The organism is Akkermansia sp. 54_46, from assembly GCF_001917295.1.
In the GTDB taxonomy this organism is placed as follows: Bacteria; Verrucomicrobiota; Verrucomicrobiia; order Verrucomicrobiales; family Akkermansiaceae; genus Akkermansia; species Akkermansia muciniphila.
In genome coordinates this window covers 85,500-111,108 of record NZ_MNUD01000034.1, presented here as the reverse complement: position 1 = coordinate 111,108, position 25,609 = coordinate 85,500, and the positions used below count along the sequence as shown (strand labels likewise).

Here is a 25,609-nt window from a genome sequence, read left to right as displayed (position 1 = left end):
CATCTCATGAGCGGATCCTCCCCCACCTTTTTCCATTCCCCCGCCGTTGTCGCGCTGGCCAGGGGAGCCGTTCTGATAGGTGTGCTGGCCGTATTGTTCTGGGGCGTGCGCACCTGCATCACCGCCCCGGCGGAAAAGCCGATGGCTGTAGCGGAAAAACTGATTGAAGCCGGCAGGGAAGCGGGCCTCACCCTGATCAATAAGGGTTTTTCCTCCAACCACGGCGGCGTGGCCCTGATTGTGCAGAAGGATGAAAAAGTGGCCAACCTGGTAACAGTGGAACGGACTTTTGAATATGAATACCGTTACTCCACCACCTGGTGGTGGAGCAGGAAAACGCTGATTCTGAAAGCGGCCTACCGCGCCCACGGGGGCATCAATCTGGAAGGGCCCGAACCTCTTCGGATTATCATTCCCGCAGGAAACAAAGGCCCCATTACGGCAGAGGGCCTTCATGGCAAGCTGATTTCCTGTGAGATGGTGGAGGGGTCCCTGCGAATCGTGAAGGATGACGCCGGCATCTGGAACAGGCTGACTTCCGAAGATGCCGCCATTGCCGTCAACCAGCTGAACGAAAACGCCCGGAAGCATATCATGGAGAGCGGCTTGAAACACCAGGCTGAAGAAAATTTCCTCAAACGCCTCCGGGAAGAAGCCGGGCAGCCGGAAGAACCTTCCGGGAAGGACCGCTGGTTCTGAGGTACAAGAGGAAAACATTTTCAAGGCCGGTTGCTTCAGGAGCCGGCAAAGCTCCAGAAGCACAGTTCCTCATTCCGCTCTTTTATCTTGCCAAACCGGGCTGCGTCCTATAAAGGAACGCACGTCATGGCCAATTTAACATTCACCCCTCCCGCGGACGGTGCAGCCGTCACCATGCAGAACGGCAGGCTTTGCGTTCCGGACAGGCCCGTCATTCCTTTCATCATCGGTGATGGAACCGGTCCTGAGATATGGGCGGCGGCCTCCCGTGTCATTGACGCAGCCGTAGCCAAGGCTTATCAGGGCAGGCGTTCCATCGCATGGTATGAAGTTTTTGCCGGGCAGAAATCTTTTGATAATCTGGGCACCTGGCTTCCGAATGAAACGGTGGAAGCTTTCCGCACGTACCTCATCGGCATCAAAGGCCCCCTCACCACTCCGGTGGGCGGAGGCATCCGCAGCCTGAACGTCACGCTGCGGCAGGATCTGGATCTGTTTGTCTGCCTGCGTCCCGTGCGCTATTTCAACGGCATTGAAACTCCCGTCAAAGCTCCGGAAAAAGTGAACATGGTCGTTTTCCGCGAAAACACGGAAGACATCTACGCCGGAATCGAATTCAAGGAAGGCACGGAGGATGCCAAGCTGTTTTTTGATACCATGAGCCGCATTTTCCCGGACCGCATGAAAAAGGTGCGTTTCCCGGAAAGCTCCGGCTTCGGCATCAAGCCCGTTTCCCGTGAAGGCACGGAGCGCCTGGTGCGCGCCGCCATTGACTATGCCGTGAAAAACGGAAGGAAAAGCGTCACGCTGGTGCATAAGGGCAACATCATGAAATTCACGGAAGGCGGCTTCCGTGACTGGGGATACGATGTCGCACGGCGGGAATACGGCGCCCTCCCCATAGGGGACGGCCCTTGGCTGAAACTTCCCAACGGTATCGTTATCAAGGATTGCATTGCAGACGCCTTCCTTCAGGAAATTCTGCTCCATCCGGAAAACTTCGACGTGGTAGCCACGCTGAATCTGAACGGGGATTACATCTCCGACGCCCTGGCGGCGCAGGTCGGCGGCATCGGAATCGCCCCCGGAGGCAACATCAACTACCTGACGGGGCATTCCATTTTTGAAGCTACGCACGGCACCGGGCCGAAACTGGCCGGACTGAACAAGGCCAACCCCAGCTCCGTCATCCTGTCTGCGGAGATGATGTTGCGCTACATGGGCTGGACGGAAGCCGCCGATCTGCTGATTCAGGCCATTGACCGGGTGATTTCCGAAAAAACGGTTACGTTCGACCTTGCGGAAATGATTCCCGGTTCCACGGAAATTACCTGCTCCGCTTACGGCGACAAACTGGTGGAAACCCTGAGCTGATCCCTGTTTTTCCCGCTTTTTCCATCCGGACTGCCCTCCCGCCACACGGTGCGGAGGGCAGTTTTTTGTCTCCATGCCGGAATTTATCCGATCAGGTACCTGCTGCCGGGGAGGAAGGAGAGCAGCTTGATGATTCCCCAGGCTGCCAGGCACGTCGCCGCAGTCAGCAGCGGAATGGAAAGAGAAGCCGGAAGGAACAACAGATGGAGCATGCCAAAGAGGCGGTAAACGGCTCCCACCAGCACAAAGTGGACCAGGTAGATGCCGAAACTCATGCTGGAGAAATCAGCCAGGAACCGCCGCGGCGCGGACCCGGCTCTGAATGCGGTAAATGACTGGAAGAGAACGAATAAGGTCACGGACATGAGGGCCACATTAATGCTGGCGAAGCCGATGTAGTCGCCGCTTGAGGACCAGGCCTGAGCCGTGGACGTCCGGTAGAAATGGAGGGTAAACCAAAAGGCCGCGGCCAGACACGGAACGGCCCAGCAGGCCGTGCGGGCGAAGGAGGCATTCCCAGGGTATTTCCTCAGAAAGCAGCCGAGCACCATGTAGCCCAGGTACCCGGAGAAGGAATGCAGGGCCCCGTATTCATTCCAGGGGCATTTTCCCAGATAGCTGGGGAAAATGGTCTGGAGATAAGGGAACAAGAGGGTGAGCGCCCACAGTAGCAGGAAGTAGGCAAAGGCCGCCTTTCCCGCTTTCTCCACCCAGGGGGATATGACTGGCAGGAAGAGGTAAAGGCCCATCAGCACGTAGAGGTACCAGAGATGAATGCCCACGCTGAATTTCAGTGGAATCAGCAGCAGGTTCGTTCCCATGGTTTCCAGGTCCGGCGTGACCCGTGAGAGGGGGAAGACGGAGTGAAAACTGTCCCCCGTGAGCGTTTCATAGCTCCACGGAAAAACAGTGTAAAACGCAGACCACAGCAGGAAGGGGAACAGGACGCGGGTGAAGCGTTTTTTCAGGAATTGCCCCGTCGTATCCCGAACGGGCAGCAGGAGGGCGCCGGAAATCATGAAAAACAGGGGGATGGAGACCCGCACCAGCACCGTATAAAAGGAGGACCAGGCAAAGGTTTCATTGTCCGGAGTGAAAGGAGGCGACACAAAAAACTGCCCCACGATGTGGCTGGCAATAACGAGAATACAGGCAAAAACACGGATGTTGTCCAGCCAGGGAATGCGGGAGGAAGGAAGATTCATGAAAGGGTTCCTTAACTACCTGCGGACGGCTCCGTTTCTTTCACCATAAAACCAGACGTTAACAAAACCGGGAAAAACACATTTTCCTGGCGGAGGCTGCGCAAAACATTAAACAGAAAAACAGGCTATTCGCCAATTCCATGAAGAAGAACATGAACAGAGTAACCGGCATCTGCCTTGGAGTCATAGACATGAAAAAGTCCCTGCAATTTTACCGGGACAAGCTTGGTTTTAAAACGGACGAGACCGGGGACAATCCCGACGTGGTATTTTTCTGCACCCCCGGCACCAAACTGGAATTATACCCGCTGGATTTGCTGGCAAAGGACATTGACCCGGGCAATCCTCCGGCCCCCGGTTCCGGCTTCGGAGGGATAACACTGGCCTACAATGCCATCACGAAAGAGGAAGTTGTGGAAATCTAAAAGGGCTTGTCTGGCCAGCATCATCTCCCCGCTGGTGACGCCCGGACTGACGAACCACACCGGGTGGCCGTCGCGTGGCCGCCGGAAATCACAATGTCGCTGAGTACTTCCGACCTGGAATAGCCGCCAAGCACGATGCTGTGCCCGCAGCCGTCTTCCACATACCCCCCCTGCCGATGCCTATGCAGAAGGTCCCCCTCGATCCGGGAACCCATGCCCGCGCAGAAGGAATAGGCCGTGGCCGTATGGAGCTTCTCCGATTCATTGGACGTATTACTCTGATAACCCAGGGCAATCCCCATGTGACAGTGGTCCGTATTGGACCAGGAACCTACGGAAACGCAGGAATTCCCTACTTTAATATGATCCCCCAGGGCGGTTCCGGCGGAGTTGGTGCCCACGAACGTGGAACCCACAACGGTACCCCGGTCGTCTCTGGTGGAAGAGGTAACCTATCACAACATTGTCCGTGCCATTGGCGGCACTGGCATTTGTTCCGATTACAACGTTTCTGTCCGTAGAAAGGGCGGACGTATCATCTAAATTCATAGAATGGCATTTGCAGCCATTTCCGTTCCCGGGGCAAGGAGCATGAAACGTTGTAATCGGGGGCCCTCCCGTCACAGATCCCGGCGGATGGCGTCCACCTGCTCCGGCGTATAGGCCGCCTTCTCCACCCCGCCGAACTGGCGGCGCAGGAATGTGAGCAGGTTCGCCAGGTCGCGGGAATCCGTGACGCCGGGCGGCAGCATGGTGGAATCCCATTCCTTTCCATTCACCGTGATGGGTCCGGTCAGTCCCTGGAGGATGATCCTGACGATTTCCGCATCAGGCTTTTCCTTCAGCCATTCGGATCCGGCCAGGGGCGGATAGGTCACCTTGTCCCCCATGCCGTCGTTGCCGTGGCAGATGGCGCATTTGGAAAGGTACACGCCCCTGCCCTTTTCCATCACGGCGGCGGCGCGGGCCTTCTTCAGGCGTTCCATGTCCACGGCGGGAGGATGCGCGGCATAATCCGGGTGAATGTGGGACAGGGCCGGGAAGGAATGGATTTGGTCGCGCTTCAGGGAGGGTTCCACCCTCCGCAGGGACTCCAGGTAGTTCAACAGGCGCTCCCCGCGCGGGGAAGGCACCAGCTCCCGGCCCCGTTCCATCCGGACAGGCAGGGCAGCCGTGGAGGGGGCGTTCCCTTCCACCGGGCGTTCCTCAAATAGTCCGGGCATGGCCGGACACATGGTCCAGGGTTTGTTGAACTGCATTTCCCGCGGGTTGTAAAGATGCAAGGCCAGCCATTCCCGCACCTGCGCGGCGCGGCGCGTGCCGCCGGATACGGCGTCTTCATATTCCAGCCTCCCGGCGGCGTATTCCGCCGCATTGCTCAGGTCCGGGCCTATGGCCGCCACCCCCGCCTGCGGCGCTCCTTCCCTGTTGAATTCGGCATCCATGTCTTCCGGTTCACTGACCCGGTAGGGGAAATCAGGATCCGTGCCGCGGTCAATCGCCGTCTGCCAGTCCTTTCCGGACAGGGAACGCCGGATAATCTGGGTATGGCACAGGGCACACCCCTCCGCGGCATAAATACCGGAACCTTCCGCATCATGAACGGGTCTCCTGACCTCCATGGAATCCGGAGGCGGAGCATGCAGAACAACGGCCGCAGCCGTCGCCAGCGCCAAAGCCGCCGCTACGGCTGAAATGAAGAAGAAACGCCGCAAAAACGGAGGGGAAGGCTCCCGGCCTCCGTCTTCCGCTCCCGCTGGCCGCCACAGGCAGAGGCTGCCCGCCAGGCAAAAAGCCATGGCAACGGCGTGGATGCAGGCAGCCATGCCCACCCAGCCGCTCATCAGCTCCGCGCGACGGGCCTCAGGAAAAGCCTGGACATCCAGGGCGGCAAGCACGCCCACGGCATACGCCAGAAGCACGCCGCAGACGCCTGCGCCCAACAGCCGCCATGCCACAGGGAAATGTCCGGGGGCCTTCCCCCCTGCCATCATCAAAACTCCGGCCCCCAGCAGAATCCATAATTCCGGTTCATGCCATGCAGACAGGGAAAACTGCATCAGCTCAGGCGCACCCACAACAAACACGTTCCATGCCGCCAGCAAGGCAAGCAGGGAAACTCCGGTCTTCACCCATATTCCGGTCTTCGTACCGGATTTTATCCAAAAACGCGCCACCGCCAGGACGGCGGGAAGAACGGCGCACCAAAACCAGGCGGTACCGGCCTCCACCAACATCCACGACACGGGAAACCCCTGAAGCCCCCCCAGCCCGCCAATCACCGGAGCCGCTGCCAGCACCAGGGCCATCCAGACGGACAGAATTCCGGCTGCCCTCCCCTGCGCCATATCCAGGCGGAGCGCCGCCGCTCCCAGGGCGGCAAACATCAGCCCGCAGGACAGGCTTCCTCCCAGGGCGGAAACATCCAGCAGGCCATTCATGGACAATGCCTGCGTATATCCCAACGCCCAAAGGGCCGCAGCCACACACCCGGCGGAGGAACTGAACAACAGCCGTACAGGCCACGGAAACGGACGGAACCATGCGACGCACGCCGCCCCTGCGGCAAGGAAGGCAAAAACCGGGCAAACCCACCAGTCAAAAGGCATCAGGAGCACGCCGCTCCCATTCCCCGCGGCAATAGTCGCCAACCCCAGCGCAACGCAGGTATGCCAGAGCCATTCTGCGGGTTTCATCCACCGGCTCCTGCTTCCCGCCGCAAAGGAAAACAGGATGGGGAGGGCCCAGCCGTACACCAGCATGCCGTAGAATGCGAACATGAGGCGGCCGGCCGGCCACGGCAAAGGCTCCTCCGCCACCAGACCGGAAGCGTACGCCAGCGACCACAGGAAACCCAGCACGAAAGCCCCTGCCAGCCAGAACAGGGGGAGATACTCGCCCGGACGGCGGAAAAACAGAAAAAAAACGGCGGCGGTACGGTTCATCATGATTCGGGAAATACCCTGCGGACGCTCAGTGCCCCCAGAAAGGAAAAACAGCAGATCAGGGCCATCCCTCCCAAGAGCAGGACAAGCGGAAGCCATGCCTTCCATGCAGACGGGTCCAGCCCAAAGCCGGGGCCAAACATCCAGCATGCTTCCAGCAGGGAGCCAAACAGCACCCCGGCGCATACAGCGCCCAAAGCGACCAGCCGGCGTCTCAACGCGGGGAACAGCAAAATAAGGAAAGGCAGCAGAAGCTGAAGAACAAGAGCCGCGGCAAACATTCCGGACCAGCCGGAGGAAGCGGCTGCGTTATAAAAGGACATTTCAGCCGGAATGGAGGCGTACCAGGTAATCATGTACTGAGAATACACAATATAGGCTTTCACCAGAACCATGGCCGTCAGCATGCCGCCCAGGCGGGGCCAAGGCAGCTCCTTCCCTCCGTCCAGCCGCCTCAGGAACACGGCAGACAACACAGCGAATGCCAGGGACACCAGCAGAACATATGCAATCATGTATACGGGGAACATGGAAAGAACGACCTTTCCCGTCCCTCCCAGCATGTCCATCCCCAGCAGGCCCAGCATCATCACCGTCACAACCATGCAGAAGGCGGCAGAGCCCCGGCGGAAGGAAGGCTGCCAGACATTTTTTTCCGCAACCAGCGTTTCCCATACCTGGGTCATGCTCCAGGAAAGCACCGCAATACTCCCCACGCGCACGTACAGCCATGCCGGGTTCCACCATGAGAAGTCAGCCAAATCCAGAACGCCGAAGGGCTGGACGCCGGGAGAGGCAACATCCGCCACTCCCCAATAGCGGGCTGCTTCCGGAAAAATCACGGTAGTCAGGCAGCCGACCGTTCCGGCCAATACCAAAACACCGGGTAAAAACCCCCAGCAACCCGCCGCCAGCACCCTTCTCAGCGCAATGCCCCAGCCGGAACCCGTCAGTGAAGACAGGCAGAGCCAGAACAGGCACCCCAGACAGAGGCTGGAGCCAAGGACTCCTACGGCCATTCCGGCAGCGGCGAACGGCCTTCTCAATTCCTGCAGCCTTTCTCCGGCTACCGTCATGTCGTCCCAGGGCATGGCCGTAAAGGACTGGCGCATCAGCACGCACCATAATAGAACGGAAATGATCCACAGGGAAAGGGCAACGGAACGCCCGGCCCAGCCGAATCCCGGACGGTCCTGGCGTTCCCCGCCTGTTGAAGATGTATTGCTGTTCATGAATGTTGTTCCTTCTGTTGAACGGCAGGTTCTTCCGGCGGCGCTTGCAAATGACGGATAAACGCCACCAGACACCAGATTCCCCGCGCCGTGAGAATGTTTCCGAAAGCGGGCATGTTTCCCTGCCCCAACCGAATGCTCCTGAACATTTTTCCGGAAGAATAGGAAGCATACTTTTCATCCCGGAAAGAGCCTATTTGCGGATAGGTTTCATAAACGGCCATGCTTCCGCGTCCGCTTCCGTCCTCTCCGTGGCAAACGGCGCAATGCGCCAGATAAAGCGCGCGCCCCTCCGCCAGCACGTCGCGGCTGCGGGAGATGCCGCCCAGTTCCAGAGGCATGGAATCCTCCTCTCCGCCCTGCATGCGGCCGGAGGAAAAATAGGAACCTTCCGCAGCAAAGGAGTCCCGGTCATCCTCCCGTTTTCGGACCGTTCCGTTCATGCCCAGGGACTGCGCCACGGAGCGGGGAGGCGTCAGGCGCGCTTTCCGATCCGGGGCGGCGGAAGAAATCCCCACCTGCTGGGCATCCGCCAGAGGACGATCATTCATATTGTCAAACAAACGGGGAACGGCATTTCTTCCATCGTCGTCCCCTGCCAGGAACCAGAGCGCTCCCAGGAGAACAAGGGCTGCTACCGCCGTGATGCCTCCTCTCATGCCCGGCCTCCTTTCCCATGAACGTACTCGCGGGCATCCGGATGCAGGGCTTCAGCCAAAACGGCGGCATGGCCTTCGCTCCCGCCTTCCAGCAGAATGAAGTAACCGTTCCCGTGCTCATCCGTCCTGAAAAAATCACACTCGAACGCCCAGTCGTGCCACTGCGGGAGAAGAGCCCCCTTCAGGAAACCGGCGGCGGTCAGCAATCCGGCCCCCAGCAAAGTTCCTTCAAACAGGGGAGGGACATATGCGGGCCAGCTGTCCCAGCCCTGGACCCTGCCCTGGGTCACAAGGGGATCCGCACAGAACTGCGTCCAGTAAAGCCACAGAGCCACGGCCAGAAACCCGCAGACGCCGCCCGCTGCGGCCCACAGCCGGACGCCTGCTCCCACGGCCTTCCCGGCGTGCCTGTTGGCAAGACGAACAGCGGCGCAGGGATAAGGTGCGCAAACCTCCCAGCGCAGATTTTCCTCCTTCACCAGCACGCGGACGGCCTGAAGGAGCGCCTTCTCCGAACCGAAGGAAAGCACCCAGCCGGAAATGACGGGCTTTTTCATGCCCCGCCCTCCTTGTTCAGGGATTGCTGTTCCCGCACGTCGCACAGGGAGAAGAATGGAGCCACACGCACCAGCGCCATGTACAGGGCCATAAACAGCCCCACGCTCCCGGCCATCATGGCCAAATCCGTCACGCTGGGGAAATAATCTCCGATGTTGGCAGCCAGCAGGGATGCCTTCAGGGAATTCACGACAATCCAGAAACGTTCCATCCACATGCCCGCAAGCACTCCCAGAGCCACGGCGGCGATCACCCAGCGGTTGGTTCGCAGAGAGCGGAACCAGAACAACTGGGGCAGCGCCACATTCCCGGCAACCATGACGATGAGGAACACGGCATTCACAGGATTTCTGCCCGGAAACGGCTCCGGAGAGCCTCCATTCAGAATGGCTGCCAGATGCTCCCACAAATACATGGCTCCCATCACCAGACTCAGGGCCAGCACAAACCGGGAACTTAAATCCAGAATGGCCGGAGTAACGGCCCGGCGAACGCCGCTGCCGGCCATCAGACGCCTCACCCCCAGCAGAATCAGCTGAACCATCGCCATGCCGCTGAGGATGGCCCCCCCTACGAAATAGGGCGGGAAAATGCTCTGGTGCCACCCCGGCACCTGAGTCACGGAAAAATCGAAACTCACCACGGAATGAACGGATACCACGAGAGGAGTCAGAATAACCGCAAAAAGAAGGCTGGCCTTTTCATAGGCGCGCCACTGGCGCCCCGTCCCCTGCCAGCCCAGTGCCAGCCACCCGTACCGGCGCCTCAGACGCCCCTTGCAGCAATCCCTCAGCAACGCGAAATCCGGCACCAGGCCGATATACCAGTACAACAGGGAAAGAAGAAAATAGGTGCTGACTGCCATGACATCCCACATCAAAGGAGAGGCCATGTCCGGCCAAATTCCGCTCACTTCCGGCAACGGGGAAGCCATCCACGCCATCCAGACACGCCCTACGTGCACCACAGGGAAAACGGCGGCGCAGATAACCGCGCACAGGGTCATCTGTTCCGCTCCGCGCGCAATCGGGCTTCTCCATGACTGGCGCGTCAGCAGCAGGACGGCGGAAATCAGGGTGCCCGCATGCCCCAGGCCTATCCAGAAAACAAAATGCACGATGTCCAGCCCCCACACCACATTATTATTCACCCCCAGCACGCCCACACCCTCTGCGGCAATACGCCAGGAACTCCACCCTATGCCCCACGCCGCCAGCAATGCGCTGGCGAGAAACACGCTCCACCAAACGGGTCCCAGCGGCTTCCGCACCTCTGCCAGCATGGCCTCTACCGGAATATCGGCGGTGGGGACTGATGGTGCTGGTCTGTTCATTATCTGCATAGGGTCGGAAGCTCTTTAGAGCTTACTTGAGTGCTTTTCCCCGTCAATTCAAAAGGGGAACGCACGTGACATGGCGCACGGCTCTAGGAGACAGGGGCGGAGTTCCTCTCCGTTACAGGCTCCGGGCAGGGAAAGGCCGTCATCCCCTGCTTTTTCAACGGAGGAGGAAAAAGCGTCAGGGACGAAGGGGAATGCCCTTTTTCAGGTCCATGCCATCCATGGGACATTCTGGAAAAACGGAGGCGCCCACTGAACCGTCATTCCCGTTTCTTCCGCACTTCACAAACATTCAAATAGCTGGAATTCCCGGCGGCGGCATTTTAACATGAATTGCGCATGGACATAAAAACGCTGACTTCCGGAGCCCTGATCAAGCACCCTTCCCGCGGCCTTCTTCTCGGAACCGGGCCTTTCCGGGAATCAGCGGAACCGCCGGATTCCGGCCCCGCTTTTTATATTGATACATTCCGGCTGGACGACCCGCGGCCATGGAAAATACCGGCAGCCCTTCATGCTCTCCCGGCGGAGGGAAATCCTCCCCCGCCTGCTCCGGAAATCCGGTGGGCGGAACCATCTCCGGACGCATACGCGCAGGTTTTTGCGGAAATGATGGAGCAAATCGCTGCCGGGCAATTGATGAAAAGCGTTCCGGCGATTCCCCAGTTCGGGGAAATGCTGCTCCCACACACACCCCGGGAACTCATCCTGCGGGCCATCAGCAGCTCTCCGTCCCATTATCCCTACGCCTGGTGGACGGAACGGGAAGGATTCTGCGGAATCACTCCGGAAACACTGTTCCACCAGCAGGGCCGCCGCCTGGAGACAATGGCCCTGGCAGGAACGGCCCGTCCGGAGGATGAAGGGGTTTTCATCAACGACGACAAGGAAATCCGCGAGCATGAAATCGTGGCGGGCAGCATTCTTTCCCGCCTGTCCCCCTTCGGCAGCGTCACCAGAACGGCACGCAGCGTGCTGAACCTGGGCACCCTGATCCACTTCGTCACTTACCTCACACTGGAATCGGACGAACAGCATACTCCGGCCCACTGGATACGGCTGCTCCACCCCACCCCCGCCCTGGGTTCCCAGCCCCGCACGGAAAACACGCTCGCCCAGCTGGACGACTGGCGTTCACGTCTCCGCTGTCCGCTTCACTTCGGCGCCCCGTTCGGGTTTCTGGAAGATGGAGACTTTTTCTGCCTGGTAGGCATCCGCTCCCTGTACTGGCAGGGGCAGAGGCTCGCACTCTGCACCGGGGGCGGCGTAGTGGCCTCCTCCACCCTGACGCATGAATGGCGGGAACTGAAACTGAAGAGGGATACGGTCAGGCACAGTTTCCACCTTCCATGACAGTTCCTCCGGACGCCTCATCCCTTAATGGAAGAACATTATTCCTCCGGCCAGCAGACGGAAAGCGTGTCAAATTTATCCTTCACCGGTATTTTCCACACCCTTCCTTCCCTCATCACGCCGCAGCACGGCACGCCGTCCATGCATGCACTGACGGAAATACCCGCAGGCAAACCGTGCAAAACCACCTCTGCGGACTCATGGAACGCACAGGGATCCCCTTCGCAGTTCCAATCCAGCTCCAGGGAATTGGAGCCGCCGCGGTAAAGGAAATCATGCACGGCGCATTCTCCGTTCCGGTATGCATATCCGTCCCCTGCATCTTCATACAAATGGGAGGCTACCTCCCCTTCCGGCGCCCACCATACATCCAGCGTCAGCGGCGGTCGAGGCAGTTCTCCCACGTATTGCTGCACCGGCCAATGGGGAATTACCGCCCCTCCGCGGACATACACGGGCAGGAAAGAAAGGGGGCACTTCACCCATACATCCTTTCCTGTGTCCTCCATCAGGCTGTCCGTGTGGTAGGAATACCAGACGCCCTCCGGAATGTAGAGGAACCGCCCGCCTTCCTGCGGCTCATGAATGGGAATGACGTACAGATGGTCTCCGAAGAAATACTCCGCCCCCCGCCAGTAGGTGTCCTTGTTGGTAAAACATTGCAGGGCCAGGGAGCGCAGCACGGGCATGCCCGTCTCCGCGTACCGGCGGAACTGCGTGTAGATATAGGGAAGCAGGCGGTAGCGGCCCTCTATGGCGGCTTTCACGTAAGAGGTGACTTCCTGCCCAAAAACCCATGGCTCCTGACCTCCGAACTCCCCGGAGGAATGATTGCGGAAAAAACCGTGGAAAGAGGCCATCTGCATCCAGCGGCAAAACAATTCCGGCGTGGGATGCCCCATGAATCCCCCAGCATCCGCTCCCGCAAAGGAGATGCCGGAAGCCGCAAGCCGCTGGCACTGGAAATTGGCCAGCTTCAAATGTTCCCAGCTGGACCGGTTGTCCCCTGTCCATGTGGCGGCAAAACGCTGCAATCCGGCAAAACCGGATCGGGACAGCAGGAAGGGGCGCCGGTCCGGAGCGTGACGCTTCATGCCCAGCCAGGAGGCTTCCGCCATGCACTGCCCGTAAATATTATGGGCCTTTTCATGGGAACAGGGCATGCCGTCATATTCATGCCGCGTATCCATCGGGAAAGTGCGGTCCGGAAAAACGACAGGTTCGTTCATGTCATTCCAGAGGCCGCGCACGCCAATTTTCCCAATATCCCTGCTGAACAGATCCGCCCACCAGCCGCGTACGGCGGGAGCCGTAAAATCCGGGAAATTGCAAAGTCCCGGCCATACTTCCTCCGACAATAAATTGCCTTCCGACCGGCGGCAGAAATAATTGCGTTCCATCCCTTCTTTCCAGACCGGATTGGCGGGGTTGACCTTCACGCCGGGATTGACAATCAGAACCGTCTTCACACCGTCCTTCTCCAGGGAGCGGACCATTCCTTCCGCGTCGGGAAAATTCTGTTTGTCCCAGGTAAATCCCTCCTTCCGTTCCATGTAATGATGGTCCAGATGCACGGCATCGCACGGAATGCCCAGGCCCCGGAAACGCTCCACCAGATTGTATACGGCCTTGTCCGGATAATAGCTCCACTTGGACTGGTGGTACCCCAGCGCCCACAAAGGCGGCAATTCAGGCGTACCGGTAAGGCGCGTATAAGCGGAGATGATGTCCAGAGGAGTGCGGCCGTAAATGAAATAATAATTCATCAGGCCCCCGAAGGACCCGAAGGAAAGAACCTTTTCATCCGTAGCTCCGAAGTCGAAATACGAACGGCACGTGTTGTCAAACAACAGGCCGTACGCCTTCCTTTCCCGCAAACTGAGGAAAAAGGGAATACTTTTGTAAAGGGGATCCGATTCCTCATGGAAATCATAATGGTCCGCTCCCCACATGGAGAAATACTTGCCCCTCAGGTTCAAGGCGCACGGCTTGTCCCCAAGCCCGAAAAAATGCTCCGTTTCCTGAAGATTTTTCCGTATCCATACCCGGGCGTCTCCAGTCCAGTCCTTGCTCTCCCGGCCGAATCCGCCCTCATCCGTCAGCAGGGGCTCATCCGTAGCAACATCGTAAAAATCCACCTTTTGCTCCTCCGTGCGAATGCGGATGCGGAGCAGAGACGTCTCAACGACATGAACCCCGTCCTCATCATACTCGCGGATTTCCGCTCCCGGCGCGGAATATCCGGGGCTTACGGCATAACTCGGCTCGTCTTCCGGCACCGCTCCGGGGAAATACGTTACGCGGACAATACCGGCATCAGCAAGACACACGCTGAGAGTTATTTTGGAAACCGTATTCGTGTACTCCCATTTGACGAGACTCCCCCGGAGAGGAGGTGTTTTTCGTCTTTCAGGGATGTTGGAAACGGAGCACATTGAAGCCGAACGGAAGAGAGGATCAAAAGCGTTCAGTCCAGACTAAATCAATTTCATGACGAACGCAAGATTGAACTAAAGCAGCACTTTTCTTTTCATTATTAGAGTAAAATTATTCATATTAATCTAGACCGAACATGAAAAATCTGGTTTTATTGCGTTGGTGTACAACACGGCACGAGTCCGTATCCTTCCCGGCACCGACAAACCACATCAACCGATGAGCACAATTCGAGTTCTTACATTAGGATGGGAATTCCCGCCCCTGGTCAACGGGGGGTTGGGCATTGCCTGCCTGGGTCTTTCCAAGGCGCTGGCAAAAAAAGTGGATTTAAGGGTGATCGTTCCCAAGGCCGACCCTTCCGTCCTTTTTGACGGATTTCAGCTCACCGGTCTCAATAACGTCTCCTATCGGGAAGTGGAGCAAGTGGACCGGAAATATTCCTATGACAGCTTTGCCCTGGTGGAGCGCGCGCCCATTGAACTGGACCCCTACACCACCGTGGAAGGGGAATCCGGCGTGGTGCAGTTCACCAAGGAAGGCCGCATCACCTTCTCCAAAACGCATGAAGCCGACCTCCAGCTGTTCAGGAACAAGGAAGACCTTTACGCCGGAGACCTGGCCCTGAAAGTCATTCAATTCTCAAAAATAGCGGTAAAAGTCGCCCTCCAGCAGGATTTTGACATTATCCACGCCCACGACTGGCTGACCTACCTGGCTGGCGTGGAAGTGAAAAAAGCCACGGGCAAGCCCCTGGTGGTGCACCTGCACGCTTCCCAGTTTGACCGGGCCGGAGCGGATGCCCGCGGCTGGATTTACGACATTGAAAAATTCGGCATGGAACAGGCGGATGCCGTTATCCCGGTCAGCAAATACACGGGAACCATCGCCAGCGGGCACTATGCCATTGACCCCCATAAGATATTTCCCATTCACAACGGCGCGGATCCGGTCAAAGTCTTCAAAGGCAAGAAAAAATTCCCGGAAAAACTCGTGCTCTTCCTGGGTCGCCTGACGGCGCAGAAAGGTCCGGGATTCTTCCTTCAGATTGCCGCCAAGGTTCTGGAACAGACGGACGACGTACGCTTCGTCATGGCCGGTACGGGAGAAAAACTCCGCCAGTTGATTGAATCCGGAGCCTTCAAGGGCGTGGGCGACAAATTCCACTTCACTGGTTTCCTGAACAAGGATAAAGTCAATGAACTCCTCTCCATCACGGACATCTACTGCATGCCTTCCGTATCGGAGCCATTCGGCCTTTCTGCTCTGGAGGCGGCCCAATTCAACATTCCCGCCGTGATTTCCAAGCAGTCCGGCGTAGCGGAAGTCATGAAGGGAGCCCTGAAAGCGGACTTCTGGGACGTCAACAAAATGGCGGAGCATATCGTTCATCTCTGCACGGATGAGGAACTGTACCGGAAAGTAGTGGAACAGAGCACGGAGGACATCAAGGCCTCCACCTGGGACGCCGCCGCGGACAAGGTCATCCGGGTTTATGAACATGTGCTGAACCGCTAAAAACGCCTTTTTACCTTACTTAATAACTCTCAGCCCTCTCCCCTCCGTCCATGAGCAACATTTCCCTCACTTTCGTGGCTCATCAGCCCAACCGGCTGATTCATTATGACTTCTTCAAAATTGGAGAACACGCCTTTTATGAAGATGATGATCTGAATGCCCGCGTGCTCAGCACGGTGGCGGAGCGCTGTTACTTCCCGGCAACCCGGCTGATGAAACAGCTTATTGAACTCACCGGGGGCAAATTCCGTTTTGGACTGGCGCTCAGCGGAGTCATTCTGGAACAGGCCCTGTACCACAGGCCGGACCTGATTGCCGCTTTCAAGGATCTGGCGGAAACCGGATGCGTGGACTTTCTGGCAATGCCTTACTACAATTCCCTGGCCTCCGTTTACTCTCCTCAGGAATTTGCCGAACAAATTGAAGAACACCGGGAGCTTCTCAAAAAACTCTTCCATCAGGAAACGGATGTGCTGATGAATACCGGCATGCTGTACTCCAACGCCATTGCGGCGCAGGCGGAAACGCTCGGCTTCAAGGGCATCATGGCGGACGGCAACCCGGCCATGCTCAAGGGATTCACCAGCAATGAAGTCTTCTTGGCTCCGTGGGTGTATAACACCACCACCATTTTCCGCAACCGGGAACTCTCCAATGACCTGGCAATCATGCGGACTGATCCGGAATGGTCGGAATACCCGCTTTCCCCCACCACTTTCGCGGATTGGCTGACGCACCAGCAGGGAAGCGTCACTACCCTGTCCATGGACTATGAAACGCTGGGGGAACGCCAGTCTGACGCTACAGGCGTCTTCGAATTCTGGCGTACGATGATTCTCGCCTGCATAGACGCCGGCAACCGGTTCATGACTCCGTCCGAAGTGGCGCGGGAAATCAAACCTGTTTCCGTCTGTGAATGCACCCAGGAAATGACCTGCTCCACTTTTGGAACCATGTCCCATTGGAATGGCAACGTCATGCAGGATGAAGCCCTCCGCAAAATCTACCGTCTGGAAAAACCGGTCAAGGCAGCCCATGACAAGGATCTTACCCACGTTTGGCGCAAACTGCAGAGTGCGGACCACTTCCATTATATGCAGAAGGAAAACTCCTTCACGCCGTATGCATCCGCCTTTGACGCGTACATTTACTACATGAACGCTTTGGCGGATTTGCAAATACGCGTCAAAAGGGAATCTGGAAAACCGGTTCAGCCGGATCCGGAAAAAGCGTCCTGACCTCTTCTCTTCCGAATACTGCGAACCCGGGTGGATTATAGTCTGCCGGGAACATCACGGGACGGTTCCCGGCTGTAAAAACTTTGCGGTTCCGGAATGCGGTCTTCTTTGCCCCCCTCCTTTGGCTGCCATAAAGGCCTGAGGGAAGTCACGGAAAGCTAGTATCCCAATGCCAGACGCTTCAATTTGTTGCGCAGGGTAATCTTCTGTGCGGAAGAAACGCGCTCCACAAAAAGGATGCCGTTCAAATGGTCGCATTCATGCTGCAGGCATCTGGCCAGAAGGCCGTTGCAGTCAATCGTTATTTCCCTTCCGTCAATCAGAAGCACCGTAGCCTTGACAAAGTCCGGCCTCACGACGGAAGCGCGTATCTTCATCACGCTAAGGCAGCCTTCATGAAAAGGATGCATGGGTCCGTAAGGTTCCAGAACAGGATTGGCAAACATCAAAGGCATGATGTCGGAAAGCTCCTTGTCCTCTCCGTTCACTTTAAGCCAGGTGACGGACTCTTCCTCCTTCGGGATATCAATCACTACCAGTTGAATGGGAATGCTCACCTGGGGAGCCGCCAGGCCAATGCCCTCTGCTGCGTACATGGTTTCCAGCATATTCTCCGCTAGGGTTTTCAGGCTGTCGTCAAAATGTTCTACAGGGCGGCATTTTTCCTTCAATACCGGATTTCCATACTGTGCTATTTCCAATAACATCGGGAGGGGGATAATATATATGTTAAGGCGCTTACCGTGCGCCGGGCTTGTTGATTTCTATTCTGGCAGGAACCTCTCCTGCGTCAATACCCACAGACGTCAGCGCATCCCAAATGCCGACAATGACGCCGAACTCCGCTTTTTTATCCACGTCAAGCTGCAGTTTGACGCCCGGATTTTCCTTTTTCAAGGCCTCCAGGGCAGCAGCCAGTTCATTCATCTCCACCAGCCTGCCATTCAGGGAAATGGCGGATGTCCCCGTCACGGCCAAAACGGCCCGCTGTTCCGAAGACGGAGTCCCTTCCATGAATTCCGCTCCGGGTACATCTATCTTAAGCAGGGACTGCGGCTTCTTCCACTGCGTATGGACAATGAAAAAAATCAGCAGAATGGTCAATATATCAATCATGGGGACGATGGGCACCCCCATGCTCCTTGCTTTCTTGCGGTAAAACTGCATGGCCTTGTCAGCGTTGGGAATGATGGCAGCGGAAGGAAACCAGTTCTGTCAGCAGGACTTCCATGGAGGCGGAAATGCGCTCCAGCTTGCGGGAATAATAAACGTGGGCAATCACGGCCGGAGTGGCGATGGCGAGACCGGCAATCGTCGTATTCAGAGCCTGGGCAATCCCCTGAGCAATCATGCCGTGACTCTCATCCATTCCGAAAACGCTGAAAATCTGCACCAGGCCGCTGGCGGTTCCCAGGATGCCAAACATGGGGGCTATCATCACAATCATGTCCAGCAGGGGCAGACCCGCCTGAAGCGTTACAAACTCCTCGCGGGCCTTCACCTGGATCATTTCCTTCAGGGAGGCTTCATCCTCCAGCGGTGAATTCAACGCATCCAGCACCAGGCGGCCCTCCACGGAATCCGAATCCGCAGCTATTCTCTCCAATTCAGTGCGCTCCACGGCGCCGCGGGTGTACTGCTCCACTGCCCTGGTCAGCACGACGGGGCAAATGAGGCTCTTCTTCATATTGAACATGCGGTAAATAACGGCCGCAATAAGAAGAACGGAACAGGCTGCCAGCGGGTACATGAAAACGCCGCCTGCCTGGAAGAATGTAATGCAGTCTTTGATCAAGTTCATCATCATATATCTGTGAATGGTATTTGTTGCAGGATGGTAGGTTGTTAAAAATTGAAATCGAAATACATTTCCAAAGAATCCCCCACAAGCATACTCCTTACCTCCGGGGGCATCGCTGGAAGCCTGGCGAGTTTGATGGCGAGGAAGGTAAAGGACTTCTGTACCTCGCTGGCTCCCACGCGGGAAGTCTGCCTCATAGACGAAATTTTGCCATTCTTGTTAATCAGGATGCGGATGCGCACAGTTCCGGTAACAATCAGGTCGCGGTTCAAATCGCACTGGCGGTACCATTGTTCCCCGATAGCCCGGTAAACGATCGCCTGGTACGTTCCCATGGGCGTAGCTTCCACATCCAATGTCGGACGGCGGCCAAAGCTGAATTTGCCGACCTGCTTGGTCTTCCGCTCATGTGTCTTGAAGCCGGGCTGGCTCTCCGCATTGAACATGGGATCATACAAGGGCTGTTTCTGAACCGGTTTTGTATTGGGCACCAAATCCAGATTGGGAAGATTTAGGGGAGGATTGTCCGCCCCTTTCGCAATGCTTTTGGCCAATTCCTCAAGCGGATCCGGCTTCTCCGAATCTCCGGGGCTGGGCAACACTACCGCATGGGGAAGCTGCATGGCCTTCTCCTGTGCATGACGGATGTTTTGTCGGGCCGTTTTTTCCTCTTCCGATTTGCCTGGCTCTCCCTTCTTGACGGGAGAATGAGCCAGGGAACCGGGATGACCGGCAGGCGGCATGGATGGTTCCAGGGGCTGGTAGGGAACATTGGAAGAAGCTCCGGGGGAGGCGTTTTTGTTGCCGTCCCGTTCATGGCTTAAATCCCCATCCTGCCTTTCCTGGTTAAAAAGGACAATCTCTCCGTTTTCCCGTTCCACGCCATCCTGGGCGGGCATATCCCTGTCGCCGTCCGGATCCTTCCGGCCGCCTTCCGCCCGCGTGTTCCTGTTGCTCTGGAATTTGGGCACTTCCGGCCTGGTGGCGCTTTCCTGCTCCTCATTGGTCTTCACGACGGCAGGCAGATATTCCGCGGGCTCTTGTCTCCGGCTCTCCAGTTGAGGTTCCACTTTCTTTACCATGCGCGCGCTTACAGCCACTTTCCTCCGCGCCGCTTCAGCCGGACGTGGGGAAGCCAGCCATTCTTCAGGAACCAGGCAGCTCCCCGCCAGCAAAAACAGGTGTGCCAGCACAGACAGCAAAAGGCATGTGCCCCAGGAAACCCGGAACAGTCCGTTTCTCCGCCGCTGCCTGAAACTCATGGAGGTAAAGTTTTCACGGTTCCATGACGAATGCAATGTAGAAAGGAGACATGATGAAGGACGATTCCGTAATTTAGTATTGCACAAGACCATGTGCAGGCCCATACTTGCTAGCGACCAAACACATGCCTTCCTCCTAAACGGCAAGGCCCTTTTCCTATATACCATACACCTCGTTAACACCCATCCTATATGGCCAATCTCAACAAAGTCTTCTTAATGGGCAACCTTACCGCTGATCCCGAACTGCGCTACACTCCCAAAGGAACCGCCGTTACGGACATCCGCCTTGCCATCAACCGTTACTACGCGGGCGACAACAGCGAACGCCAGGAAGAAACCACTTTCGTGGACGTCACCCTTTGGAACCGCCAGGCGGAAGTTGCCGGCAACTACCTCAGCAAGGGCCGCGGAGTCTTTGTGGAAGGACGCCTTCAACTGGATTCCTGGGAAGATAAAGCCTCCGGGCAGAAACGCACCAAGCTGCGCGTGATTGGGGAAAACATCCAGCTCTTCCCCCGCGGCGGTGAAGGCGATATGGGAGGTGCTCCGCGCCAGCAGTACCAGAATGCTCCCCGTTCCAACAACTACGGACAATCCCGCCCGGCCCAGAACTACAACCCGCCCCCCATGCCCCCCACCAATCAACCGTCTAACGACTTCGGAGACATGGACGACGAAATCCCGTTCTAAACGCAAATACCACCCTTTCCTTTTACAGGCCGCCTTTCCTCCGGGTCAGGCGGCCTTTTTACATCATCTTCCCCGAACGGAATGGCTGCGCCGTGCCACGAAAAGAAAAAGTGGTACAACCCCATTCCCGGCAATGGAGGAAAAGCATGGGAACAACCGGACAAAAGGGAAAACCTCACCGTTCATTTCAGCTTGGCAAAATCAGTCCGTCCCGGCATACTGGCGGCGTATGAAAATAGCCGTTATTGGAAAAGGTGGACGTGAACATGCACTGGTCAAGGCACTCAAGGAATCTCCCTCCGCTCCGGAAATGTACTGTTTCCCGGGAAGTGACGCCATCAACCGTCTGGCTACCCCCATCCCGGCCAGGGATCTGCCCTCGCTGATCGACTGGATGGTTTCCAATAAAATGGATCTCTGCGTTGCCGGGGAGGAAAGCTATCTGGTCAAGGATGAAGGCCTGGCCAATGCCTGCTCCCGTGCGGGCATCCCCTGCTGGGGGCCGGTAAAAGAAAGCGCCCAGCTGGAAGCCAGCAAGGAATTTGCCAAGGACTTCCTGCTCCGCCACCGCATCCCTACCGGGCAGGCGCGCGTAGCGGCCACATTGGAGGAAGCCCGGCAATTCATCGGAAACAACTATCCTACCGTGCTGAAATTTGACGGTCTGGCCGCCGGAAAGGGCGTAGCCGTCTGCATGAGCAAGGAGGAAGCAGACTCTTTCCTGAAAGAAGTATTTACGGACAGGCGTTTTGGTGAAGGACGGCTGCTGGTGGAAGAATTTCTTACCGGACCGGAAGTCTCCATCTTCGGCGCTCTGGTGGACGACCATTATCTCATCCTCTGCCCGGCACGGGACTACAAGCGCCTCAAGGAAGGCGATGCTGGCCCCAACACGGGCGGCATGGGAGCGGTGGCTTCCCGCCGGCTGGTGGAGCCGGAAATGCTGGAACGCATTGAAAAGGAAATCGTGGCTCCGACGGTAGCCGGACTAAAAAAAGACGGACTGCCTTACCGGGGTTTTCTGTACTTCGGCCTGATGCTGACTCCAAACGGCCCAAAAGTAATTGAATACAACTGCCGCTTCGGCGATCCGGAATGCCAGGCCGTTATGCCCCTGCTCTCCGGAGACTTGGCTTCCTTCTGCCTGCATGGGGCCAAGGGAGAATTTGCGCCGGAAGAAATTTCCTTCCAAAACGGCTGGAGCGTCTGCTGCGTGCTGGCCTCCAAAGGATATCCGGAGACCTCCCATTCCGGCGACGCTATTCAGGGACTGGACGATATTTCAAATGCTTCCGTTTACCACGCCGGCACCAAATGGAATGCGGATAAAAACTGTTATGAAACCAACGGAGGCCGCGTCCTGGCCGTCGTGGCACAGGGAGATACCCTCTCCGAAGCGCGCCAGCGTGCCCACAACGAAATCAAAAAGATTCAATTTCACGGCATGCAGCGCCGGCCGGACATCGGCTTTGCCAGCTTCGTCTGATTTTTCCGCGTTTCCCTCCCCATCTGCCCTATGAAACCGGCGGCCCTTCTCATCCTCCTGTTTCTTTCCTGCCCTGCATGCCTGATGGCGGACAACGCCGCGCTGGCGGCCAGGGCGCGTGAACAGGTAGGAGTAACGGTTTCCTACAACGGAGGCTATCAATCCATTCCCTACCCCAACGGAGACGTTCCCCTCGAAACGGGAGTATGCACGGATGTGGTCATCCGCGCCATGAGGGCCTTCGGCCTGGACCTTCAAAAAGCCGTGCATGAGGACATGAAGGCCCACTTTTCCAAATACCCTAAAATATGGGGATTGAAAACGACGGACCGCAGCATTGACCACCGCAGGGTCCCTAATCTTCGTACCTTCTTTGCCAGAAAAGGCTGGGCCGTTCCCATTACGGAAAACGCGGCGGACTACGAGCCCGGCGACCTGGTTACATGGAACCTGTCCGATAGTATTCCCCACATTGGCATCGTTTCCGACCGGAAAACGGAGGAAGGCACGCCGCTGATCATTCATAATGTAGGCGCCGGAACGCAGGAAGAAGACTTCCTGTTTTCCCACACCATCACGGGCCACTACCGTCCCGTGCTGGCTGAGAGGAAACAGAAAGCGCAACCCTGATTCTTACCCCCGTCTTAGCGCAACCTGCCATACCGGGTATTTCCGGAGGTTCTCCCGGAGTTGCATGGATATCCGGGGAATGTCGCGGGACAGGAAGAAGGCGGCCCTTTCCCGCTCATTGATTCATCCGGTCCGGAATGCCCATGAACCTTCTTGCCAAAAGAGGGGGCTTCCGTCATCATGTGCGCATGGTTATACCTGCATTCTCCGACTGTATCAACAAGCTGGGCGTCGATGAAAAAGACGTCATTCCCTTCGGCCGCAACAAGGCCAAAATTTCCCTGGACGTATTGGACAAGCCGGCAGCCCCCGGCAAACTCATCCTGGTATCCGCCATCACTCCCACCCCATCCGGAGAAGGCAAAACCACCGTTTCCATCGGCTTGGCGCAGGGATTGCAGGCCATCGGCAAAAAAGTCTGCCTGGCGCTCCGGCAACCTTCCATGGGACCGGTGTTCGGCCGCAAGGGCGGAGCTACCGGAGGCGGCAAAAGCTCCCTGACGCCGGCAGAGGAAATCAACATGCATTTCACAGGGGACTTCCACGCCATTACATCCGCCCACAACCTCATCAGCGCCATCATTGATAACGCCATGTTCTTCCACACGCTGAACATTGACGAACGCAAAGTCATATGGAAGCGGGTCATGGACATGAACGACCGTTCCCTGCGTTCCATCATCGTGGGGCTCAACAAGCAGGGGTTCCCCCGAGAAACAGGCTTCGATATCACCCCGGCTTCGGAAATCATGGCGTGCCTGTGCCTTGCCACTTCCTACAAGGACATGGAAGAACGCATCAACCGCATCGTGATCGGATTCACGACGGATGACAAGCCCGTATTCGCAAGGGAACTGGGCATTACCGGTTCCGTCATGGCCCTGCTGAAAGATGCCCTGATGCCCAATCTGGTCCAATCTGTGGAAGGAGTGCCCTGTTTCCTGCACGGCGGCCCGTTTGCCAACATTGCCCACGGCTGCAACTCCGTGCTGGCCACCAGGATGGCCCTGCATTTTGGGGACTATGCCGTCACGGAGGCCGGATTCGCGTTTGACCTGGGTGCAGAGAAATTCCTGGATATCAAATGCCGCCAGTCCGGACTGGATCCGGCGGCCATTGTCATCGTAGCTACGGCACGCGCGCTGAAAATGCACGGGGGAACTGCCCTGGCGGATCTGAAAAACACGGACGTGGATGCGCTGAAAAAAGGCCTTGCCAACCTGGATGCGCATCTGGACGCTGCCGCCCACTACAAACGCCCCGTCGTGGTTGCCGTCAACAAATTCTTTGACGACTCCCGGGAAGAACTGGACGCTATCGTGAAACACTGCGCGGAACGCGGTATTCCCTGCGCCATTGCGGATATCTTCTCCCAGGGAGGAGAAGGAGGCAAAGACCTGGCCCAAATGGTTGTGGAAGCTGCGGACAGGAGTTCCGCCCCTTTCAAGCCCCTCTATGAATCCGCTCTGCCGGTGGAAGAAAAACTCAACATCATTGCCCGCAACATTTACGGGGCGGACGGTGTGGAATTGACGGCCGCCGCCAAAAAGAAGCTGGCCCAGTTTGAAGCCAGCCGCCTGACGGACCTTCCCGTCTGTATGGCAAAAACCCAGAACTCCCTTTCCGACAACGGACGCCTCCGAGGACGCCCCACCGGCTTCACCATCACCGTGCGCGACTTTGAAATCGCCAACGGGGCCGGCTTCCTGGTGGCCCTCTGCGGGGAAATCATGCGCATGCCCGCCCTTCCCGTCTCACCGAACGCCATGCACATCTATCTGGACGACAAGGGCAACGTCCAGGGGCTCTGAAAAATATCACCAACTGCGCCGCACGCCATGAAAATCGCCATTCTGGGAGCCGGAGCCCTGGGTTGCTATTACGGAGCCAGACTTCAGGAATCGGGGCAGGACGTATCCTTCATCGTACGTTCGGAATACGGCTATCTGAAAGAACACGGCCTTCAGGTGAAAAGCCTGCATGGGAATATCTCCCTGCCCCGCATCAACGTTTACCGGGACACGGAGGAAGTCGGCCCGGTAGACCTCGTTGTCGTTGCATGGAAAAGCACGGCAAACGCCGGATTTTCCAGAGCCCTTCCCACGTTGATGGGACCGGATACGACTGTTGTTACACTTCAGAACGGCATGGGGAATGCGGAGGAAATTGCCCGCATCATCCCGGCGGACCGTATCTATGTGGGCCTGTGCTTCATCTGCGCCATGCGGGAAAAACCGGGTCATGTCAACCATCTGGAAGGGGGCAATATCCAATTTGCCCCCTTCATCCCCACTCCGGAAGGGACTGAAAAAGCCAGGGAACTCTCCGAGCTGTTTGCCAATGCCGGCATCAAAACGCGCGCTTTTGACGCCGCAGAGCAAATCCAGTGGTACAAACTCGTCTGGAACATCCCGTTTAACGGACTTTGCCTTGCTCTGGGAGGCATCAGCATTGCGGAACTTTACCAAAACCCGGAAAACGTCATGCGGGCGCGCCGCATCATGGAGGAAGTGGTGCAGGCAGCCAAAGCCCGCGGCTATGCCCTGCCGGAAGATTTGGTTGAATTCCACCTTTCCCGTACGGAAACCATGGGAGCTTTCATTCCGTCCAGCGCCGTGGACTACAACGAAGGCCGTCCCGTCGAATACACGGCTATCTGGGGAGACCCTCTCTCCAAGGCCCGGCAAGCCGGAGCCTCCGTGCCGGAATGGGAACTTCTGGACAAGGCCATCCGCAAGCGCCTGAATATAAATTAA

At 57.3% G+C, this 25,609-nt stretch carries 22 protein-coding genes and 1 pseudogene; 11 read left to right on the top strand and 12 right to left on the bottom strand.

Annotation, left to right across the window (positions count from 1 at the left end):
- The first annotated feature begins 6 nt into the window (after positions 1–6).
- Both BHW66_RS09040 and icd read left to right on the top strand, forming a co-directional pair.
- Positions 7–699, top strand: a complete 693-nt coding sequence (locus tag BHW66_RS09040) for a DUF4230 domain-containing protein (protein WP_022196889.1) — start codon at positions 7–9, stop codon at positions 697–699.
- Positions 700–825: 126 nt separating this feature from the next.
- Positions 826–2,073 (top strand): NADP-dependent isocitrate dehydrogenase, encoded by a 1,248-nt coding sequence (gene icd, locus BHW66_RS09035; protein ID WP_022196890.1) that lies wholly within the window; start codon positions 826–828, stop codon positions 2,071–2,073.
- A gap of 83 nt (positions 2,074–2,156) precedes the next feature.
- Here icd and BHW66_RS09030 read toward each other — a convergent pair whose 3' ends face one another.
- On the bottom strand, positions 2,157–3,278 hold the full coding sequence (locus tag BHW66_RS09030) for an acyltransferase (RefSeq protein WP_022196891.1): 1,122 nt from the start codon (positions 3,276–3,278) through the stop codon (positions 2,157–2,159).
- Positions 3,279–3,430: 152 nt separating this feature from the next.
- Between BHW66_RS09030 and BHW66_RS09025 the strand changes: the two are divergent.
- Positions 3,431–3,691, top strand: a pseudogene (locus BHW66_RS09025) (VOC family protein); the annotation flags it as partial.
- A 32-nt stretch (positions 3,692–3,723) separates the two neighbouring features.
- Here the strand turns inward: BHW66_RS09025 and BHW66_RS09020 are convergent.
- The 6 genes from BHW66_RS09020 to nrfD all read right to left on the bottom strand — a co-directional run bounded on the left by BHW66_RS09020 (position 3,724) and on the right by nrfD (position 10,430).
- Positions 3,724–4,119, bottom strand: a complete 396-nt coding sequence (locus tag BHW66_RS09020) for a hypothetical protein (RefSeq protein ID WP_022196893.1) — start codon at positions 4,117–4,119, stop codon at positions 3,724–3,726.
- A 204-nt stretch (positions 4,120–4,323) separates the two neighbouring features.
- Positions 4,324–6,651 carry a c-type cytochrome gene (locus BHW66_RS09015; protein WP_183164000.1) on the bottom strand — a complete coding sequence of 776 codons (2,328 nt, stop codon included), beginning with the start codon at positions 6,649–6,651 and terminating at the stop codon, positions 4,324–4,326.
- Complete coding sequence (locus BHW66_RS09010; RefSeq protein WP_022198268.1) at positions 6,648–7,880, bottom strand: hypothetical protein; 1,233 nt, start codon at positions 7,878–7,880, stop codon at positions 6,648–6,650. Before BHW66_RS09010 ends, BHW66_RS09015 begins: the two co-directional genes overlap by 4 nt.
- Positions 7,877–8,539: a c-type cytochrome gene (locus tag BHW66_RS09005; RefSeq protein WP_046436207.1), complete on the bottom strand. Its 663-nt coding sequence runs from the start codon at positions 8,537–8,539 to the stop codon at positions 7,877–7,879. The genes BHW66_RS09010 and BHW66_RS09005 overlap by 4 nt, the downstream gene beginning before the upstream one ends.
- Positions 8,536–9,096, bottom strand: coding sequence for a quinol:electron acceptor oxidoreductase subunit ActD (locus BHW66_RS09000; RefSeq protein WP_046436206.1), 561 nt, complete (start codon positions 9,094–9,096; stop codon positions 8,536–8,538). Before BHW66_RS09000 ends, BHW66_RS09005 begins: the two co-directional genes overlap by 4 nt.
- The gene (nrfD, locus tag BHW66_RS08995; protein ID WP_046436345.1) at positions 9,093–10,430 is read right to left on the bottom strand and encodes an NrfD/PsrC family molybdoenzyme membrane anchor subunit; all 1,338 of its coding nucleotides are present in this window, start codon (positions 10,428–10,430) and stop codon (positions 9,093–9,095) included. The genes BHW66_RS09000 and nrfD overlap by 4 nt, the downstream gene beginning before the upstream one ends.
- A 345-nt stretch (positions 10,431–10,775) precedes the next feature.
- On the opposite strand from nrfD, the gene BHW66_RS08990 reads away from it, so the two are divergent.
- Positions 10,776–11,789 (top strand): chorismate-binding protein, encoded by a 1,014-nt coding sequence (locus tag BHW66_RS08990; RefSeq protein ID WP_123052329.1) that lies wholly within the window; start codon positions 10,776–10,778, stop codon positions 11,787–11,789.
- A 38-nt stretch (positions 11,790–11,827) separates the two neighbouring features.
- Here BHW66_RS08990 and BHW66_RS08985 read toward each other — a convergent pair whose 3' ends face one another.
- Positions 11,828–14,119 (bottom strand): TIM-barrel domain-containing protein, encoded by a 2,292-nt coding sequence (locus tag BHW66_RS08985; protein WP_215833462.1) that lies wholly within the window; start codon positions 14,117–14,119, stop codon positions 11,828–11,830.
- Positions 14,120–14,444: 325 nt separating this feature from the next.
- On the opposite strand from BHW66_RS08985, the gene BHW66_RS08980 reads away from it, so the two are divergent.
- The gene (locus BHW66_RS08980) at positions 14,445–15,743 is read left to right on the top strand and encodes a glycosyltransferase (RefSeq protein ID WP_022198261.1); all 1,299 of its coding nucleotides are present in this window, start codon (positions 14,445–14,447) and stop codon (positions 15,741–15,743) included.
- A gap of 50 nt (positions 15,744–15,793) precedes the next feature.
- Positions 15,794–16,981, top strand: coding sequence for a glycoside hydrolase family 57 protein (locus BHW66_RS08975; protein WP_022198260.1), 1,188 nt, complete (start codon positions 15,794–15,796; stop codon positions 16,979–16,981).
- Between the two features lie 158 nt (positions 16,982–17,139).
- Here the strand turns inward: BHW66_RS08975 and def are convergent, their stop codons facing one another.
- From def to BHW66_RS08955, 4 genes are read right to left on the bottom strand one after another with little or no spacing between them, the layout of a single operon-like run.
- On the bottom strand, positions 17,140–17,688 hold the full coding sequence (gene def / locus BHW66_RS08970) for a peptide deformylase (RefSeq protein WP_012420895.1): 549 nt from the start codon (positions 17,686–17,688) through the stop codon (positions 17,140–17,142).
- Positions 17,689–17,719: 31 nt separating this feature from the next.
- Positions 17,720–18,148, bottom strand: coding sequence for a biopolymer transporter ExbD (locus tag BHW66_RS08965; RefSeq protein WP_022198259.1), 429 nt, complete (start codon positions 18,146–18,148; stop codon positions 17,720–17,722).
- A gap of 7 nt (positions 18,149–18,155) precedes the next feature.
- Positions 18,156–18,788: a MotA/TolQ/ExbB proton channel family protein gene (locus BHW66_RS08960; protein ID WP_022198258.1), complete on the bottom strand. Its 633-nt coding sequence runs from the start codon at positions 18,786–18,788 to the stop codon at positions 18,156–18,158.
- A gap of 38 nt (positions 18,789–18,826) precedes the next feature.
- The gene (locus BHW66_RS08955; protein WP_012420892.1) at positions 18,827–20,044 is read right to left on the bottom strand and encodes a hypothetical protein; all 1,218 of its coding nucleotides are present in this window, start codon (positions 20,042–20,044) and stop codon (positions 18,827–18,829) included.
- Positions 20,045–20,236: 192 nt separating this feature from the next.
- Here BHW66_RS08955 and BHW66_RS08950 point away from each other — a divergent pair, with 192 nt between their 5' ends.
- From BHW66_RS08950 to BHW66_RS08930, 5 genes are all read left to right on the top strand, one after another.
- Positions 20,237–20,737, top strand: a complete 501-nt coding sequence (locus BHW66_RS08950; protein ID WP_012420891.1) for a single-stranded DNA-binding protein — start codon at positions 20,237–20,239, stop codon at positions 20,735–20,737.
- A 229-nt stretch (positions 20,738–20,966) separates the two neighbouring features.
- Positions 20,967–22,223, top strand: coding sequence for a phosphoribosylamine--glycine ligase (gene purD / locus BHW66_RS08945; protein WP_022198256.1), 1,257 nt, complete (start codon positions 20,967–20,969; stop codon positions 22,221–22,223).
- Between the two features lie 30 nt (positions 22,224–22,253).
- A complete protein-coding gene (locus BHW66_RS08940; protein WP_102734600.1) occupies positions 22,254–22,853 on the top strand; it encodes a DUF1287 domain-containing protein in 600 nt (199 codons plus the stop codon).
- Positions 22,854–23,041: 188 nt separating this feature from the next.
- Positions 23,042–24,664, top strand: coding sequence for a formate--tetrahydrofolate ligase (locus BHW66_RS08935; RefSeq protein ID WP_257227962.1), 1,623 nt, complete (start codon positions 23,042–23,044; stop codon positions 24,662–24,664).
- A gap of 27 nt (positions 24,665–24,691) precedes the next feature.
- Positions 24,692–25,609: a 2-dehydropantoate 2-reductase gene (locus tag BHW66_RS08930; protein ID WP_102758408.1), complete on the top strand. Its 918-nt coding sequence runs from the start codon at positions 24,692–24,694 to the stop codon at positions 25,607–25,609.

Bases quoted from the DNA above. Each gene is read 5' to 3' on its own strand.
- BHW66_RS09040 (WP_022196889.1), top strand. From the start codon at position 7: ATGAGCGGATCCTCCCCCACCTTTTTCCATTCCCCCGCCGTTGTCGCG.
- icd (WP_022196890.1), top strand. From the start codon at position 826: ATGGCCAATTTAACATTCACCCCTCCCGCGGACGGTGCAGCCGTCACC.
- BHW66_RS09030 (WP_022196891.1), bottom strand. From the start codon at position 3,278: ATGAATCTTCCTTCCTCCCGCATTCCCTGGCTGGACAACATCCGTGTT.
- BHW66_RS09015 (WP_183164000.1), bottom strand. From the start codon at position 6,651: ATGATGAACCGTACCGCCGCCGTTTTTTTTCTGTTTTTCCGCCGTCCG.
- BHW66_RS09010 (WP_022198268.1), bottom strand. From the start codon at position 7,880: ATGAACAGCAATACATCTTCAACAGGCGGGGAACGCCAGGACCGTCCG.
- BHW66_RS09005 (WP_046436207.1), bottom strand. From the start codon at position 8,539: ATGAGAGGAGGCATCACGGCGGTAGCAGCCCTTGTTCTCCTGGGAGCG.
- BHW66_RS09000 (WP_046436206.1), bottom strand. From the start codon at position 9,096: ATGAAAAAGCCCGTCATTTCCGGCTGGGTGCTTTCCTTCGGTTCGGAG.
- nrfD (WP_046436345.1), bottom strand. From the start codon at position 10,430: ATGAACAGACCAGCACCATCAGTCCCCACCGCCGATATTCCGGTAGAG.
- BHW66_RS08990 (WP_123052329.1), top strand. From the start codon at position 10,776: ATGGACATAAAAACGCTGACTTCCGGAGCCCTGATCAAGCACCCTTCC.
- BHW66_RS08980 (WP_022198261.1), top strand. From the start codon at position 14,445: ATGAGCACAATTCGAGTTCTTACATTAGGATGGGAATTCCCGCCCCTG.
- BHW66_RS08975 (WP_022198260.1), top strand. From the start codon at position 15,794: ATGAGCAACATTTCCCTCACTTTCGTGGCTCATCAGCCCAACCGGCTG.
- def (WP_012420895.1), bottom strand. From the start codon at position 17,688: ATGTTATTGGAAATAGCACAGTATGGAAATCCGGTATTGAAGGAAAAA.
- BHW66_RS08965 (WP_022198259.1), bottom strand. From the start codon at position 18,148: ATGCAGTTTTACCGCAAGAAAGCAAGGAGCATGGGGGTGCCCATCGTC.
- BHW66_RS08960 (WP_022198258.1), bottom strand. From the start codon at position 18,788: ATGATGATGAACTTGATCAAAGACTGCATTACATTCTTCCAGGCAGGC.
- BHW66_RS08955 (WP_012420892.1), bottom strand. From the start codon at position 20,044: ATGAGTTTCAGGCAGCGGCGGAGAAACGGACTGTTCCGGGTTTCCTGG.
- BHW66_RS08950 (WP_012420891.1), top strand. From the start codon at position 20,237: ATGGCCAATCTCAACAAAGTCTTCTTAATGGGCAACCTTACCGCTGAT.
- purD (WP_022198256.1), top strand. From the start codon at position 20,967: ATGAAAATAGCCGTTATTGGAAAAGGTGGACGTGAACATGCACTGGTC.
- BHW66_RS08940 (WP_102734600.1), top strand. From the start codon at position 22,254: ATGAAACCGGCGGCCCTTCTCATCCTCCTGTTTCTTTCCTGCCCTGCA.
- BHW66_RS08935 (WP_257227962.1), top strand. From the start codon at position 23,042: ATGGTTATACCTGCATTCTCCGACTGTATCAACAAGCTGGGCGTCGAT.
- BHW66_RS08930 (WP_102758408.1), top strand. From the start codon at position 24,692: ATGAAAATCGCCATTCTGGGAGCCGGAGCCCTGGGTTGCTATTACGGA.